Genomic DNA, 14279 nt, shown 5'->3' with positions numbered 1-14279 from the left:
TTCTTTTCAGAACCCGCCCTTTTTCTTTACGATATAGATGGGCCGCCGTTTGCTCTCCATGTATTCTTTTGACATATACTGGCCGAGGATGGAGAGGAAGAGCATCTGCACGCCGTTGAGTGCGAGGATCAGGCAGATGACCAGCGGTATCCCGCTCAGCCCCTGCCCTGATAGCAGGAAGAAGATCCCCGCGGCCAGTGCTGTAAAGAGCAGGAGCATTCCTGCCGCACCGGCCGCCGTTGAGGGCGCGGTGGAGAAGGAGAGGATACCGTCCATGGCGTAACGGAACAGGGAGCGCAGGCTCCACTTTGTCTCCCCTGCGGTACGCTCTACATTGTGGAAGGGGATCCATTTCGTCTCAAAACCGACAAAGGAGAAGATCCCTTTCATGTACCTGTTGTATTCTTTCAGCTCCAGGATGGAGTCGGCCATCGCGCGGCTCATCATGCGGAAATCTCCTTTGCCGTCCCCCATATCCAGACGGCACGCCTTTCCGATGATATGGTAGAAGGAGCGGGACAGGAAGGTGCGCAGAGGACTTTCACCGGAGCGGTCTTCCCGGAGACCGGCGCAGCAGTCATAGTCCTCGGTCTTTAAGACGCGGTACATTTCTTTTAACAGCTCCGGCGGGTGCTGGAGGTCCGCGTCCATGAATACGCAGTAGTCTCCGGAAGCGTTCTGGAGACCTGCGTACATGGCTGCTTCTTTTCCGAAATTGCGGGAAAAGGAAAGGTACCGGCACCTGGGATCCATAGCGGAGAAATGTTCCAGGATCTCAGGGGTATTGTCCCTGCTCCCGTCGTCCACGAAAATGAATTCACAGTCCGCGCCGCGGATATCTTTTACCGCGTCTGCGGCTGCCCGGTAAAATGCAGGCAGAGCTTTTTCTTCGTTATAGCAGGGGACGATGATGCTGATCAGGTCCCTGTCTGGTTTTTTTTCAGTTATGTTTTCTGCGTAATCACTCATGACAGACAGCCTCCTTTTTGAAAATCCCATATTTGCAGAGAATGTAATTCCCCAGAACTGTTATAATGCTGACGGACAGCTTCGCGGGAACTGGCGCGGCGTCCAGTATATCTATAGACAGCCAGAGAAGGGCGTTTTCCGCGAGCAAAGTGAGAAAGCGCGCGCCCACAAAGGATGCCAGTTCTTTCTGCAGTTTCATTTCATATCCCTTCCTTTCGTATGTGCCCTCGGCAGTTTGTTATTTTCGTTATTCCACAGCAGTTTCTTATTCCACAACAGTTTCTTATTCCGCGGCGGCTTCTTATTCGGTAGTCGTTTTACTGTGCCTGCCGCGAGAAATACTGCATATCCGGCCGCGGCTGCCAGGCTGATGAAGATGCCGGCGCTTTTTCCGGGCGGCGAGAATCGGATCTCGATATGATGTTCTCCCTCGGGCAGGAAGGCTCCGGCAAAGGCTTCGTTTACGGTAAGGATCTCCGCTGGACGTCCGTCAATCAGGATCTCCAGGCCGTTCTGCGCAGGGATGGATGTGGCAAGGTATCCATCCTCGTCTGCGGCGGTGCCGGACAAGACGGTGAACGGATGCCCGATGCCTGTGCTGCTGTCAGTGCTGTCATCAGAAAGAGTGACCGGCGTGAAGCTTTTTTCATCCAGCAGGTCCTGGTCATAGAGATGCCACTGGATGTCAGATATTTCATACTTTCCTTTTGAGAGGGTGACGGACAGATCCGCGATCCCTTCTCCGGCATCGGAAGAAAACTGGTAGTGGAAGCAGCGGTTCCCGTTGGGGTATGGGGCAAAAGCGCCGGACAGTTTATTGCGTATCCCGTTGATATCAATGACAATGGGATCCCATGTCTGGTTCTTCACCCGGAAGCTGAGCAGCAGGATCCTGCCGGGCTGCGGGTTGTCGATGTGCAGGTCCAGGGTGCAGGATTTCTCTGCGGAGATATCATAAGTATTTCCGCTTTTGACGGCGGTAAGTCCGTCTGGCAGCGGACCTGCGGTGAGCTCCGGGATATATGGTTCCATGCGGCTCTCAAATGTATCCGCTTCTCCGGGGCAGCCCGCCCAGGAGAAGTCTGACCCGGAGCGGTCTGCCGCAGAGTGGACTGATCCAGAGCGGCCTGCCCCTGGCACATTCGCCTTGGAGAAATCCACCACGGTCTTTCTGGCGAGCATATCCAGCTTTCCCAGGGGGTCTGCCTTTTCAAAAAGGTCCTGCGTGATGATGTCCGATGTGAAATAAGCTCGGGGGAGGACGTTGTCATTTTCCGCCAGGACCGTATCCCCGGACTGCTGTATGACCTTATATCCCGTGGGGACGGCATCTGCCGATGTCTCCAGATAGCGGACGCCGAGCAGGTGCAGCATGAATGGATTGTCAGAGGTCAGGATCGCCACGCGGTTATTGATCCGTACAGGGGTCATCAGCGTATCATAGTACAGGCTGGAATATGCCTGCGAGGTCACTGAAGAATACATCGTACTCCGGGACATTCCCGCCTTTGTGAGCCTGTTTGCATTTATAAGCGGGCTGAGCAGGCTGTCAAAGTGATAGAGCGGATCCATATCAGCTGCCTCTGATTCTTCTGATGTTAACCCAGGGGAAGCGTCTGAGCGTTTGACCCAGTCCTCTGTGCCGGCCGTGGTCAGGTACATCCCGATAGGAGACAGGAGGAGCAGGGGTACAGCGCAAAAGAGTATGACCGGTTTTCCGGCAATATGCCGCCATGCCATGCGGATTTTGCATGTCTTTTCCGCGCATCCTCTCTGGCTGCGGGGCCTGGATATGCAGGCTCTGGATAAAAGTACGATCAGAAAAAGGATCGCAGCTTCGGCCAGGATCCAGGGGAATTGTTTCTGGCTGAACCAGAGCAGCCCCACCGGGAGGATCACTGCAAAAGGATAGAGCGGAAGCGGGCGGGCTTTCTGCAGAGCCGGGAGAGCGGCATCCTTCAGGTATCTGACACAGAGCAGGATGACAAAGGGCAGGAACGGGATCAGGATCTTCGGGCGCGCGTAGAGGGTACCGTTTAGCAGCCACGAAAATACACCGAAGACTCCGAACAGCAGGAAAAGGATGCTGTCTATGCGGAATTTCTTCAGGGAAAGTCCTGCCAGTATGGCATAAAGGCAGAGGAAGGTCACACCCATCCCGTATTCGTTGAACAACAGGTTATTCAGCACCGGGTTAGGAGCGAACAGTTCCAAAAGGGTCAGCAGGGACATCTTACTCCCGCTCCGGCCGTGTTCCAGGAGAACAAGCGCGGTAGGGAGCAGCAGGGCGGCGGACAGCGCGGCGCCGGTCAGTGCACAGGGAATATATTTTTTCAAAAAAGAATCTTTCCAGAACGAGTTCCCTTCCTGGCGGTACCAGTACCAGCCCACAGCGGCAAAGGCAGAGATCGCAAAGTAAAAGCTGCTGAGGCAGAGCAGGCACAGGCAGAGAGGCAGCCACCGTATCTTTTTCTTTCTCACGCACAGGAATGCGCAGAGCAGAAACGGCAGATAATTGACAAACATAACCTGCCGGTGCATGTGGAACATACATCCCGCTGTCATAAAAAGAACGCTCCCTGTAAATGAAAGGAGTGGAGGTATATTTTCACTGCGCAGCCAGACATAGCACAGAAGGACAGAGACCAGGTATACGGCCAGCATGTAACAGGTGAGGATATGGATCGCAGGCACCTGCGGCAGCAGGCAGCTGATCAGGATATCCGGGCGCAGGAAGCCATAGTAGGAAAACTGAAAACCATTGCTGCCCCCGCCGAGCTCGATCCAGGACGGGAGGAGGGTATGCTGTTCCAGGCAGGCATCCCGTATCGTCCCGGCAAGGGCCGCGTGCTGGCTGAGCCAGTCTGTATGGGAGCCGAAGACAGCGCCCTCCGGCACGGTCAGGATGATCAATATAAAAAAGAGAATGATAAGGGATAAAGGGTATATCCATTTCTTCATGAAAATCTGCTCCTTTCGACGGATATTAGGATAGTGCAGATTCCTTAAAAAATACCCGAAGAGAATCTAAAGATTTCTTAAGAGATACCGATGTGCGTGTGATTATGTCAGAATAGTCAGGCAATATAAAAATACTTCCATAAATATAGTGTTTTTCCCATGTGAGCTCTACAATAAAGCGGTTGAGTTATCAGAAAATTCATGTAATTATAAAAAGTAATAAATTTATTTGAAATAAAATTGAAAAATGCGTTGACAAATATGAACTCGAGTGATATTATAAAACCATCCAAAAGAGATACAGAAAATAAAATCTCAAAAGGATATTTATCTAAGAGAACATTGATTGAAATCTCAGTCAGATGTTCGATTAGGTTAAAAATAAAAGCAGCAGGAGGTAAGTCCCATGGACAGTATAGTTTCAGTTGATCATCAATATGTCAGTGGTACGGCAAATGTAAGTTCCTGTGATGTAAGAGACCTTTGCTGGAGAGAAGATCAATAATCCGGAAAAAGTCAGAATGGAAAAACAGATCGGAGAGTTCGTAAATCCGGATGAAAATCTACCAAGATTTGGCATTTGCAGACGTATTGAATATAGATACCACATATAACAGGATTTCGAAAGATGTGTAAAGAAACATTGAGTAGAATATCATTTATATGATAAAGGATTACAGTTATAGAAGTAATAACCCGGCAGGCGGATGGAATATCGGTAAACGGTACTGCACCGCAGGAGGTTATAGGAAGAATAACTCAGAAGACTTTATAAATATAAATTGATACCCGGGGCGTAAGCGGAAGCGATAAGCAGAAGGGATGCTGTTATGAACCTCAGATTGTTATTGAAGGAGGGCGGATTTAGTAAGCAGGTCTTAATAAATCGACCGAAGATCAAATAACAGATGGCAGAGGTCTCACAGGAACGAAATCTACTCAATGCCTCCGATTTAAAATAGAAAAGAAAATGAAAAAATTAAATAAAAATTAAAATGCATCGTCAATGTCAATTGAGGATGCATTTTTTTGACATTGGGGGATGCTTATGATAAACTATTGAAAGAATATCGGCCTGTGACCGGAAGGGCAGGAAGATGATGGCTGACCGATGAAATATATTTTCGACGAGGTGAATGCGGTGGATAAGTATGATTATAAAGTAAAGACCGAAGAGATGCTCGAACTTATGGAGGACGGTGCATACAGGCAGGCGGCGGAGATCGCGGATGAGATCGACTGGAAGAGAGTCCGCAATACCGGAATGCTGGCAGATGTCAGTGAGATTTATGAAAAGAACAAAGAGTATCAGAAGGCTTATGAAGTGCTGAACCTTGCTTACCGCCGTGCGGAGGGGAGCAGGAAGATCATCAGCCGCCTCTGTACCCTGGCGGTCAAGACAGAGAATGTGGACGAAGCTATTGATTATTATGACGACTTTGTTCAGATCGCGCCGAAAGACCCGAATCAGTATATACTGAAATACCAGATCCTCCGCGCGCAGAGAGCTCCTGTCGAGCAGCAGATCGAGGCTCTTGAGGAGTATAAGAAGTCTGAGTATATTGAAGAGTGGGCGTATGAGCTGGCGAAACTGTACCAGGAGGCCGGTATGACGGCAGAGTGCCTGGAGGAGTGCGATGATCTTATCCTCTGGTTCAGTGAAGGGCAGTATGTGTATAAGGCGATGGAACTGAAGATGCAGTACAAGCCGCTGACTCCTTCCCAGCAGGAAAAGTATGACCGGCGGTATGAGAAGCTTTCCGAAGAGACGGAAGAGATGCCGGATATCCTGGCATATGCAGAGGCGAAAGGTGAGGATGAGGCTCCTGATGAGGGGAGCGATATCCCCAATTCTGAAGGAAGTGAGAAGGCCGGAGATATCGGAGAGGAAAGTATTCCCGAGACTGGAGAAGCGATTGAAGAAGAGCCTGCCCGCGGGGAAGATGGAGACAGCAGCGAAAATATTGTTGAGATGGAGCCGAAGAGAAAGAAGATCGGAGATACAATGCCTCTTGGAGAGGCTCTGAAAAAGCTCCTTCACCCGGGAAATGAACCACAGCCTGAAGAGGAAGAAGAACCAGTGCTGGACGATCTGGCTGAAGAGATCGGAGAGATCGAGTCTGTGGCTGATATGGAGATCGTTGCTCAGATCGCGGAAGAAAAGAAAAGAAAAGCTGTCACAGCGGCCAGTGGGATGACTGAGATCCTGCCGGATGAGATCGATGCAGAGGAGACGGAAGAAATCACACTTGAAGATGCGGAAGAACTTCTTCCGGAAGATGCGGCGGAGTTTGAGGATGAAGATGCGGAGATCATAGATGAGGACGCAGAGATCATAGACGAGGACGCAGAGATCATAGACGAGGATGCGGAGATCATCGATGAGGATGCAGAAATCATCGATGAGGACGCAGAGATCATAGATGAGGACTCGGAGCTTATAGACGAGGATGCGGAAATCGCAGAGGATCCCAGAAAGGATGATGACCAGATAACAGGACAGATGAGTCTGGAAGATATCCTTTCCGGCTGGGAGGGAGCGCCGGAGAAGGATCTGGAAGCCGGGGAACTCGATGAAGATACAGTAGAGCTGGAAGAGGCAACAGCTGGAGAGGAAGCGGAAGATCTGGCAGATGAGATCGCCGGAGAGGAAGCGGAAGATCTGACGGATGAGATCGCCGGAGAGGAAGCGGAAGATCTGACGGATGAGATCGCTGAAGAAGATGCAGAAGATCTGGATGTGGAAGAAGTAATGGAAGAAGATCCTGAGATCCAGACACATGCAAAGCAGGCTGTGGCTGATACAGATACTGACAGTTTAGAAGGGGAAGTGACAGGGGATATGGAGACTAAGAAAACAGCAGAGCCGATCCTGCCGCCGGATATCCAGCGGCTGATCGATGAGATCGAAGGCGTGATCCCGCCAGAGGAAGAAAAACCGGAGAAACCGGCAAAGAGGACACTGGAGAGGAAAAAAGAAGAACCGCATGAAAATATGGGGAAAGTTGCAGAGTCTCTCCGCATAGATGATGATTTTGACGGAGAGGACGATTCTGGCATGGACGAACTCCGGGAAGAGGAATTCTTTGATGAGGGAGAAGCGTTCGATGAGGGAGACGAGTACCTTGGCGAGGGAGAAGAATTCGACGAGGAAGACGAGTATCTTGGCGAAGGCGAAGAATTCGACGAAGAAGACGAGTACTTTGGCGAGGGAGAAGAATTCGACGAGGAAGACGAGTACCTTGGCGAAGGCGAAGAATTCGATGACGAAGATGAGTATCTTGGCGAAGGCGAAGAATTCGACGAAGAGGATGAGTACCCTGGCGAAGCGGAAGAAGCCGATGACGAGATACCGGATATCAATGAGGAGTTCCGGGTCGATCCGGCACATGCGGAGCAGGAGGATGACAGGGAAATCCCGGACGATGATGATGACGGTATGGATATCCTCTCAGCTACAACGCCTCTGAGCAGGAAAGAGACTGCAAAGATGATCGCAACAGGAAAGACCGCGCCGCTTCCGCTGGATGAGATCTCGGACGCGCTTTCCATGTCTGATACGGGATTCATCGTGCATGGCCGTTATGACCTGGAGATGCAGAGCGGCATCGGTACCAGGGCGGGACTTACGGAAGAGCAGAAGAAACTGTTTTCCTATTTTGTCCCGGTGCGCGGCATGAGCGAGCAGCTGGTAGATGTGCTGGAACAGGATAAAAACTGTACGAACCGGAATGGCACGTCAAAGTCAGGGAATCTCCTGATCATTGGAAATAAAGGAAACGGAAAGACTGTGCTTGCCGTGGATGTGGTCAAGGCGATCCAGAAGCAGCGGGAGATCAAACAGGGCAAGGTCGCTATCGTTACAGGCGATTCTCTGAATAAAAAGAAGATCAGCGATATCTTTGACAAGCTTTACGGAGGGGCGTTGATCATCGAAAAAGCAGGAAAGATGAATGAAAAGACGGTTGCCCGGCTTAATAAAGCGATGGAGAAAGACACAGGGGAACTGCTGATCGTCCTTGAGGAACAGAGGAAGCCGCTTGACAGGCTCCTGTCTTCGAACCGTGAGTTCAGAAGGAAGTTTACATCCCGTCTGGAGATCCCAATCTTCATTAATGATGAGCTGGTGACATTCGGGCAGACTTATGCACAGGAGAATGGATACCGGATAGATGAGATGGGTATCCTGGCGCTGTACAGTAAGATCGATTCCCTGCAGAGGGAGGATCATGCGGTAACAGTTGCGGAAGTGAAGGAGATCATGGACGAGGCGATCCAGCATTCCCAGAAGGCATCAGCGAAAAAACTGATGAAGAGGGTATTCGGAAAGAATACGGATGAGGCGGACAGGATCATCCTTTCAGAGAAGGATTTTAATATCTGATCTTGGACCTAAAGAGAAAGACAGTGTTTTGTCAGAAAAGATGTAAGACATTCTGACGAAATGCTGTCTATCTTTTTTGTCTATTTTTGCTAATGAGAAGCTTTTCTCTTTCTTTTTTTGTAGTGATAAAGTATAATATGGATAGACAAAAATCGAGCGGTGAGGTGGCTTTCATGAAAAAGGGAAAAAGCACAAAGAAAAAATTACAGCCTTATGAGATCGGTGAACTTGACCAGTATCTTTTCGGTCAGGGAAATCACTATGAGATCTATCAGAAAATGGGTGCACATAAAGTGACTTGCAAAGGGAAAGAAGGGGTCTATTTTGCAGTTTGGGCGCCCCATGCGCGCCGGGTCGCAGTGATCGGTGATTTCAATGACTGGGACTTTGAGGCGGATTACATGGAGAGGCAGGAGCCTCTGGGGATTTACACTCTCTTTGTCCCGGGAGTAAAAGAGGGGGATCTCTATAAGTTCTGCATTGAGACAGAGCAGGGGAAGAGGATCTTTAAGGCGGATCCGTTTGCGAACTATGCAGAGCTGAGACCGGGAACGGCATCGAGAGTGACAGATATCTCTCATCTGAAATGGACGGATGATGCGTGGATGAAGGCGCGTGAGACATGGGACCATAAAGTAAATCCGATGTCCATCTATGAGGTCCATATGGGATCATGGATGCGCCATCCGGGAAGAGAAGATGAAGGATTCTACACGTACAGGGAATTCGCGGAAGCTATCACAAAGTATGTGAAAGATATGGGGTATACTCATGTGGAGCTGATGGGGATGGCTGAGTATCCGTTTGACGGTTCCTGGGGATACCAGGTGACCGGCTATTATGCGCCGACTTCCAGGTACGGCACGCCGGAAGATTTTGCTTATATGATCAATTATCTGCATCGGAATAATATCGGGGTGATCCTTGACTGGGTACCGGCGCATTTCCCGAGAGACGCGCACGGCCTGGCGGATTTCGACGGTACGCCTACATTTGAGTATGCTGACCCGCGGAAGGGCGAACATCCGGACTGGGGGACAAAGATCTTTGACTATGGTAAGGCTGAGGTGAAGAATTTCCTCATAGCCAATGCTCTGTTCTGGATCGAGCATTTCCACGTGGACGGGCTCCGGGTGGATGCGGTGGCATCAATGCTCTATCTGGACTACGGAAAGCAGGATGGGCAGTGGGTCGCAAATAAGTACGGCGGCAATGAAAATCTCGAGGCGATCGAGTTTTTTAAGCATCTGAATTCTGTCGTCCTGGGAAGGAATAAGGGCGCTGTCATGATCGCGGAAGAGTCTACGGCATGGCCGAAGGTGACCGGGGCGCCGGAGGACGGCGGGCTCGGATTCAGCCTGAAATGGAATATGGGCTGGATGCATGACTTCACAGAGTACATGAAGCTGGATCCGTATTTCAGGAAGAACGCCCACAATATGATGACATTTGCCATGTCGTATGCGTACAGCGAGAACTATATCCTTGTATTGTCCCATGACGAAGTGGTGCATCTGAAGTGCTCCATGCTCAATAAAATGCCGGGACTGGGATTTGACAAATATGCGAACCTGAAGGTTGGATATGCTTTTATGACAGGACACCCCGGCAAGAAACTGCTCTTTATGGGGCAGGAATTCGCGCAGCTCAGAGAGTGGAGCGAGGAGAGAGAGCTCGACTGGTTCCTGCTGGCAGAGCCGGAGCATCAGGCGATCCAGAACTGGTACAGAGACCTGCTCCATCTCTATAAAAAGAATAAGGCAATGTACGAGATGGATTCAGATCCGTCGGGATTCCAGTGGATCAATGCGGATGACTGCTTCCGCAGCATTTACAGCTTTATGAGACATTCCAAAGACGGGAAGAAGAACCTGCTCTTTGTGTGCAACTTCACTCCGATGGAGCGCCCGGATTACCGGGTAGGCGTGCCGAGGAGAAAACAGCTGAAACTGATCCTCAACAGTGACGACAAGAAATATGGCGGGAAAGGCGAGGAGAGGCCGCTGATCTACAAACCTGTAAAACAGGAGTGCGACGGACAGAAGTATTCGTTTGCATATCCGCTTCCGGCTTATGGGGTCGCGGTGTTTGAGTGTTGACCGTAAAAAGTGCAAATTAATTTGTACAAGGGGTCAGGCTCCTTTTAAAAGGGGTCTGACCCCTTTTGGGTAAGCTGTATAAAAATATCACAAATTTCAAAAATATAATCGGAAAATTATATGAAAATATACATATTAATGATATAATAAACCCCGTACTGATAAATTTTATATTTTTAGTCCAAAAGGAATGGAGGAGTGATTGGAATGGACAATCAATTGGCACTACTGACACTATTTGGCTCCATCATTGCGCTTTTGTTTGTGGCAAGCAGGGCGCAGAAGGTACTCCGTTTCCCGGAGGGGAACGAGACCATGAAGAAGATTTCCGGATCCATCCACAAGGGGGCGATGGCGTACCTGCGCCGTCAGTATAAGATCCTGATCGGCTTTTTTGCCGTGATGTTTGTAATCCTGTTTGTGATGGCGGCTCTGGACCTTCTTACCTGGTTCGTCCCATTTGCCTTTGTGACGGGCGGATTTTTTTCAGGCCTGTCGGGATTTGTGGGGATGCAGATCGCTACAAGGGCAAATGCGAGGACTGCGGCTGCATGTCAGAAAAGTCTGAACAAGGGCCTGAATGTGGCGTTTTCCGCAGGCTCTGTCATGGGATTTACCGTGGTAGGCCTGGGGCTTCTGGATATCTCGATCTGGTACCTGCTTTTAAGGCTTGTATTTAAGCTTCCGATCGAGGATATCACGAGCACGATGCTGACTTTCGGAATGGGCGCGTCTTCCATGGCGCTGTTCGCCCGTGTGGGAGGCGGTATTTATACGAAAGCAGCGGATGTTGGAGCTGACCTGGTAGGAAAGGTTGAAGCTGGCATTCCGGAAGATGACCCGAGGAATCCTGCCGTTATCGCGGATAATGTGGGCGATAATGTAGGAGATGTGGCAGGAATGGGAGCGGATCTGTACGAATCTTATGTTGGATCGATCCTGTCTGCGTGCGCACTCGGCGTCATTGCTTTTAATAAGATAGAGGCAGTTGACCGTGTGAATGCGGTTGTGATCCCCATGGTCCTGGCGGCAGTAGGAGTGCTGGCATCCATTATCGGATCACTGCTCGTTAAGACGGGCGAGAGCACGGATCAGAGTACACTGCTGAAAGCACTGAGAAGGGGAACAAACACAAGTGCGATCATTATCGCAGTGGTCGCGTTCCCGCTCGTATGGTTTATCCTGGGCAAAGATTTCATCGGATTTTATTTTGCGATCCTGGGCGGTCTGCTGGCAGGTGTGCTGATCGGATTCTTTACGGAATATTTTACGTCAGATACGTACAAGCCGACGCAGAAGCTTGCGAATAAATCCGAGACGGGATCAGCGACGATCATCATCGGCGGACTGAGCCTTGGCATGCTCTCTACGGCAGTGCCGATCATTATCATCGCGATCTGTGTTATGGCGGCATACGCCCTGTCCGGCGGGTTCATCGAGTCAACAAGAGGACTCTACGGGATTGCCCTGGCGGCAGTCGGCATGCTGTCTACTCTCGGTATCACACTGGCGACAGACGCGTACGGACCGATCGCGGATAATGCGGGCGGTATCGCGGAGATGGCCGGTCTGGACGCAGAGGTGAGGAAGCGTACGGATGCCCTGGATTCTCTTGGAAATACAACGGCAGCTACAGGAAAGGGATTTGCCATCGGTTCAGCCGCGCTGACAGCTCTTGCACTGATCGCTTCTTATGTTGAGAAAGTCCAGGAAGTCGGAGGACCGGATATTGTTCTTGATATGAGTGTTATGAACCCGACAGTACTGGTTGGTATCTTTATCGGAGCATGTCTGCCGTTCGTGTTCGCTGCCCTGACAATGGATTCTGTCGGACGCGCCGCGCAGAGTATTGTTGTAGAAGTGCGCCGGCAGTTCAGGGAGATCAGAGGCCTGATGGAAGGGAAAGCTGAGGCGGATTATGAGACCTGTGTGGATATCTGTACGAAGGCATCCCTGCATGAAATGATCCTGCCGACACTGCTCGCGATCATTACTCCAGTCGTGACAGGCCTGATCCTCGGGTACAATGGTGTGATCGGACTTCTCACGGGCTCTACTGCAACAGGATTCCTGATGGCGATCTTCATGGCGAATGCAGGCGGTGCGTGGGATAACGCGAAGAAGTATATCGAGGGCGGCGCCCACGGAGGAAAGGGCAGTGACTGCCATAAGGCGGCTGTCGTGGGCGATACGGTCGGAGATCCGTTCAAGGATACATCAGGACCGTCCATCAACATCCTGATCAAGCTGCTGTCCATGGTTTCCATCGTGTTCGCGGCACTGGTCGTGAATTACCATATTTTCTAAAACGGATAAATAGAGATCATCGGATAAATATCAGTAAAAAAAGAAGCCCTGCGGCGATATGGGACTGTCCATATGAGCCGCAGGGCTTTTCTGTGTACGTGTATCTGATGTATGATGCGTGATGTTCGGTGTCAGCATTTCTCTTCTCCGACCATGAGGCGGATGATCTCGTTGTTCGTCTCCCGCATGCCGTCCTTCCCGAGCAGGCCGATGCCGCGGATAGTGCTCTCGATGTCTTTCATGACGATCCCGTCTCCGCTCTTGAACTCCTGGCCGTTCTGGTACATGTGGAATCCCAGGATGCCGGCGTCTACGGAGAATGCGATCTTAGCTGCGCAGGATGCCTTGGCGCCGTCGCAGACAATGCCGGAAGTGATGGCAAGCGCATTGACCACAGTGTGGATGACCGCCTGGTAATCCCCGCCGCAGAGGTAAGCGATACCCGCGCCTGCGCCTGCTCCGGCGCTGACAGCTCCGCAGTAGGCGGAGAGGGTGCCGATGCCGGTCTTCTCGTGGATGGCCACCAGATTGGAGAGGGCAAGGGCGCGGCAGAGAGTTTCGTGATCGGAGTTCAGCTCCCGGGCATATTCGATCAGCGGTACGGAACAGGTGATCCCCTGGTTGCCGCTGCCGGAATTGATGATGACCGGGAGCTCGCAGCCGTTCATACGGGCGTCGGAGCCTGCCGCTGCCCAGGCTTTTGCGCGGGTGGCAATGTCATTGCCGGAGGAGCGCAGGAGAACTGTGCCGATGTTGGCGCCGTAATCGCCTCGGAGTCCTTCCTCTGCGATGGCGGAATTATATCGGATCTGCCGGTCCAGGATGTCGGAAATGTCAGCGACATCGACCGTGGTGATAAAATCCCAGATGCCTTCCATATTGAGGAGACTGCGGTCCGAGCTGCTGGTGGTTTCAGCTTTGGCTTCCGGCGTATGACCGGCGGACTTTTCGTACAGGACTTTGTTGTCTTTCTCAATCCATACGATGTTAGTGTGTGTATCCAGGATCCGCACCCGGGCGCTGCTGTCTCCTTTATATTCTGTGACAATGATGTCAAATACATGGCCGTTGTCAATGTGTTCCACATCGATCCGGACATTTCCCAGAAATTCCCGGATCTCTTTTATCTTCTCTTCGGGAACCTGGGAGATCACTTCCAGTTCCCTGTCCGGATCCCCGGCGATGATGCCTGCGGCCGCGGCGGCCGGCATACCCTTGAGATGGCCGGTGTTGGGGACGATCACGCTCTTTACATTTTTGATAATGCTGCCGCTCACCTGCAGGAGAACCCGGTTCGGAAGTGCGCCGAGCGTCTGGCGGGCTTTGGCCGCGGCGTACGCAAGGGCGATGGGCTCGGTACAGCCGAAAGCGGGGACCAGTTCTTCTTTCAGGATATTTACGTAAGTCTGGTAGCGGATGTCATTTTTATCCATGTCATTAGTACTCCTTCTAAACTTTTCTGCCAGAAGAGGCTGCTTAAATAGCATATAGTATCAGGGGGAGAAGTGCAACCGGATTCTTGCGGCTGGACTGCTGCTGGATGACAGATAAAATGACAA

7 protein-coding genes are annotated in these 14279 nt (G+C 51.0%); 3 read left to right on the top strand and 4 right to left on the bottom strand.

Translation table 11 applies throughout. The annotated features are described in order from the left end of the window. Positions 1 to 6: 6 nt before the first annotated feature. From B5G27_RS06605 to B5G27_RS06595, 3 genes are read right to left on the bottom strand one after another with little or no spacing between them, the layout of a single operon-like run. Positions 7 to 969, bottom strand: a complete 963-nt coding sequence (locus tag B5G27_RS06605; RefSeq protein WP_087178106.1) for a glycosyltransferase family 2 protein — start codon at positions 967 to 969, stop codon at positions 7 to 9. Beyond that, on the bottom strand, positions 962 to 1168 hold the full coding sequence (locus tag B5G27_RS06600; RefSeq protein WP_087178105.1) for a hypothetical protein: 207 nt from the start codon (positions 1166 to 1168) through the stop codon (positions 962 to 964). Before B5G27_RS06600 ends, B5G27_RS06605 begins: the two co-directional genes overlap by 8 nt. After that, positions 1165 to 3930, bottom strand: coding sequence for a YfhO family protein (locus B5G27_RS06595; protein WP_087178104.1), 2766 nt, complete (start codon positions 3928 to 3930; stop codon positions 1165 to 1167). Before B5G27_RS06595 ends, B5G27_RS06600 begins: the two co-directional genes overlap by 4 nt. 1111 nt (positions 3931 to 5041) lie before the next feature. Between B5G27_RS06595 and B5G27_RS06590 the strand changes: the two genes are divergently transcribed. The 3 genes from B5G27_RS06590 (at position 5042) to B5G27_RS06580 (ending at position 12720) form a co-directional block, all read left to right on the top strand. Then, entirely contained in the window at positions 5042 to 8314 is a 3273-nt protein-coding gene (locus tag B5G27_RS06590; RefSeq protein ID WP_242958253.1) for a hypothetical protein, read from the top strand. Between the two features lie 173 nt (positions 8315 to 8487). Beyond that, positions 8488 to 10413 (top strand): 1,4-alpha-glucan branching protein GlgB, encoded by a 1926-nt coding sequence (glgB, locus tag B5G27_RS06585; RefSeq protein ID WP_087178103.1) that lies wholly within the window; start codon positions 8488 to 8490, stop codon positions 10411 to 10413. Between the two features lie 207 nt (positions 10414 to 10620). After that, positions 10621 to 12720, top strand: a complete 2100-nt coding sequence (locus B5G27_RS06580) for a sodium-translocating pyrophosphatase (protein ID WP_087178102.1) — start codon at positions 10621 to 10623, stop codon at positions 12718 to 12720. Positions 12721 to 12851: 131 nt separating this feature from the next. On the opposite strand, the gene B5G27_RS06575 is transcribed toward B5G27_RS06580, so the two are convergent. Beyond that, complete coding sequence (locus tag B5G27_RS06575; protein WP_087178101.1) at positions 12852 to 14153, bottom strand: L-cysteine desulfidase family protein; 1302 nt, start codon at positions 14151 to 14153, stop codon at positions 12852 to 12854. Between the last annotated feature and the right edge of the window lie 126 nt (positions 14154 to 14279).

It is taken from the genome of Lachnoclostridium sp. An76 (genome assembly GCF_002161355.1).
GTDB lineage: Bacteria > Bacillota > Clostridia > Lachnospirales > Lachnospiraceae > Mediterraneibacter > Mediterraneibacter caccavium.
The sequence above is the reverse complement of the archived record's forward strand: the minus strand, read 5'-3'. Positions and strand labels throughout refer to the sequence as shown.